This is a genomic window from Bacteroidota bacterium (assembly GCA_034723125.1).
Lineage (GTDB): Bacteria > Bacteroidota > Bacteroidia > CAILMK01 > JAAYUY01 > JAYEOP01.
On the sequence record JAYEOP010000520.1, the window covers coordinates 1 to 1,757 of the forward strand.

The 1,757-nt window shown below is 35.0% G+C and carries 2 protein-coding genes; both read right to left on the reverse strand.

Going from position 1 to position 1,757, the window contains the following annotated elements; translation table 11 throughout:
- Positions 1 to 54: 54 nt before the first annotated feature.
- Positions 55 to 339 carry a hypothetical protein gene (locus tag U9R42_13445; protein ID MEA3497025.1) on the reverse strand — a complete coding sequence of 95 codons (285 nt, stop codon included), beginning with the start codon at positions 337 to 339 and terminating at the stop codon, positions 55 to 57.
- On the reverse strand, positions 340 to 1,671 hold the full coding sequence (gene ffh, locus U9R42_13450; GenBank protein MEA3497026.1) for a signal recognition particle protein: 1,332 nt from the start codon (positions 1,669 to 1,671) through the stop codon (positions 340 to 342).
- Positions 1,672 to 1,757 lie beyond the last annotated feature (86 nt).

The window sequence follows — 1,757 nt, forward strand, 5'->3', positions numbered from 1 at the left end:
GGTATCTTGGTATTTGTTCTTCCTGTCCTGTTTTAGACAAATCGTGATTTGTCTCTACATTCTTTCATTATGAATTTTCATCCTACATCCTGCATCCTGAATCCTGCATCCTGCATCCTGTACATCCTGCATCCTGTACATCCTGCATCCTGAATCCTGCATCCTGTATATCCTGCATCTTGCATCTTGCATCTTGCATCCTGCATCCTGAATCCTGAATCTTGCATCTTGCATCCTGCATCCTGAATCCTGCATCCTGCATCTTGTATCCTGCATCTTGCATCCTGAATCCTGAATCTTGTATCCTGCATCCTGCATCCTGAATCCTGCATCTTGCATCTAATTCATAAACGACATATCCTTGGGCATTCCTCTCATGTTATTTCCTGATTTGTTCATGTGCTTCATCATTTTACGCATGTTTTTCAGTTGTTTAATTAATTGATTTACTTCTTGTACGCTTCTTCCACTACCCTTTGCAATACGCTTTTTGCGATAAGCATTAAGAAGTTCAGGGTCTTTTCTCTCGTTTGGTTTCATTGAAGAAATCAGTGCTTCAATATGCTTAAATGAGTCATCGTCAATGTCTTGTCCTTTAACCATTTTATTCATTCCTGGTATCATTGACATCAAATCTTTTATGTTACCCATTTTTTGAATCTGTTTCAATTGTTTTAACAAGTCTTCAAAGTCAAAGGTGTTTTGGCGAAATTTTTTCTGTAGTTTCTTTTGTTCTTTTTCATCAAAAACTTGTTCTGCCTTTTCAACAAGAGAAACAACATCGCCCATTCCCAGAATACGATTTGCCATCCTGTCGGGATGAAAAAATTCAATATCGCTAAGTTTTTCACCTGCACTTATAAATTTTATTGGTTTTTCTACAACTTTCAAAATGGAAATTGCTGCTCCACCTCTTGTATCACCATCCATTTTTGTTAGTACAACACCATTAAAATCAAGTTTTTCGTTAAATGCTTTTGCTGTATTTACAGCATCTTGACCCGTCATTGAGTCAACTACAAAAAGTATTTCACCGCGATTTATTTCTTTTTTGATGTTTGATATTTCATCCATCATTTGCTTGTCAATACCAAGCCGACCGGCAGTGTCAATAATTACAATATCATTGTTGTTTTCTTTTGCATAAGAAATAGATCTTTTTGCAATTTTTACAGGGTCTTTTTTATCTTCTTCGCTGTAAACAGGAACATTTATTTGTTCCCCAAGAATTTTAATTTGCTCAATAGCGGCAGGTCTATAAACATCACATGCGGTTAGTAACGGGTTTTTGCCTTTTGATTTATAATGATTTGCAAGTTTCCCTGCAAAAGTTGTTTTACCTGATCCTTGAAGACCGGCAAGGAGTATTATCGCAGGATTTCCCTTTAAATTAACATCTTCTTTTGTGCCACCCATAATTTGTATAAGCTGGTCATGAACGATTTTTATTATCATTTGACCGGGTGAAACAGCATTTAATACGTTTGAACCAAGTGCTTTTTCTTTTACATCATTTGTAAATTCTTTAGCAATTTTATAATTAACATCAGCATCAACAAGGGCTCTGCGAACTTCTTTAACTGTTTGAGCAACATTAAGCTCTGTTATTGAACCTTGTCCTTTTATTTTTTTAAATGCTCCTTCAAGTTTGTCCGTTAAGTTTTCAAACATGTTTTTATCAATTTTGTTTTAATATTTTTTGAAGCTACAAAGATATGAAGAAATGATATAATGCAGGAATGATATAATGATGTAAT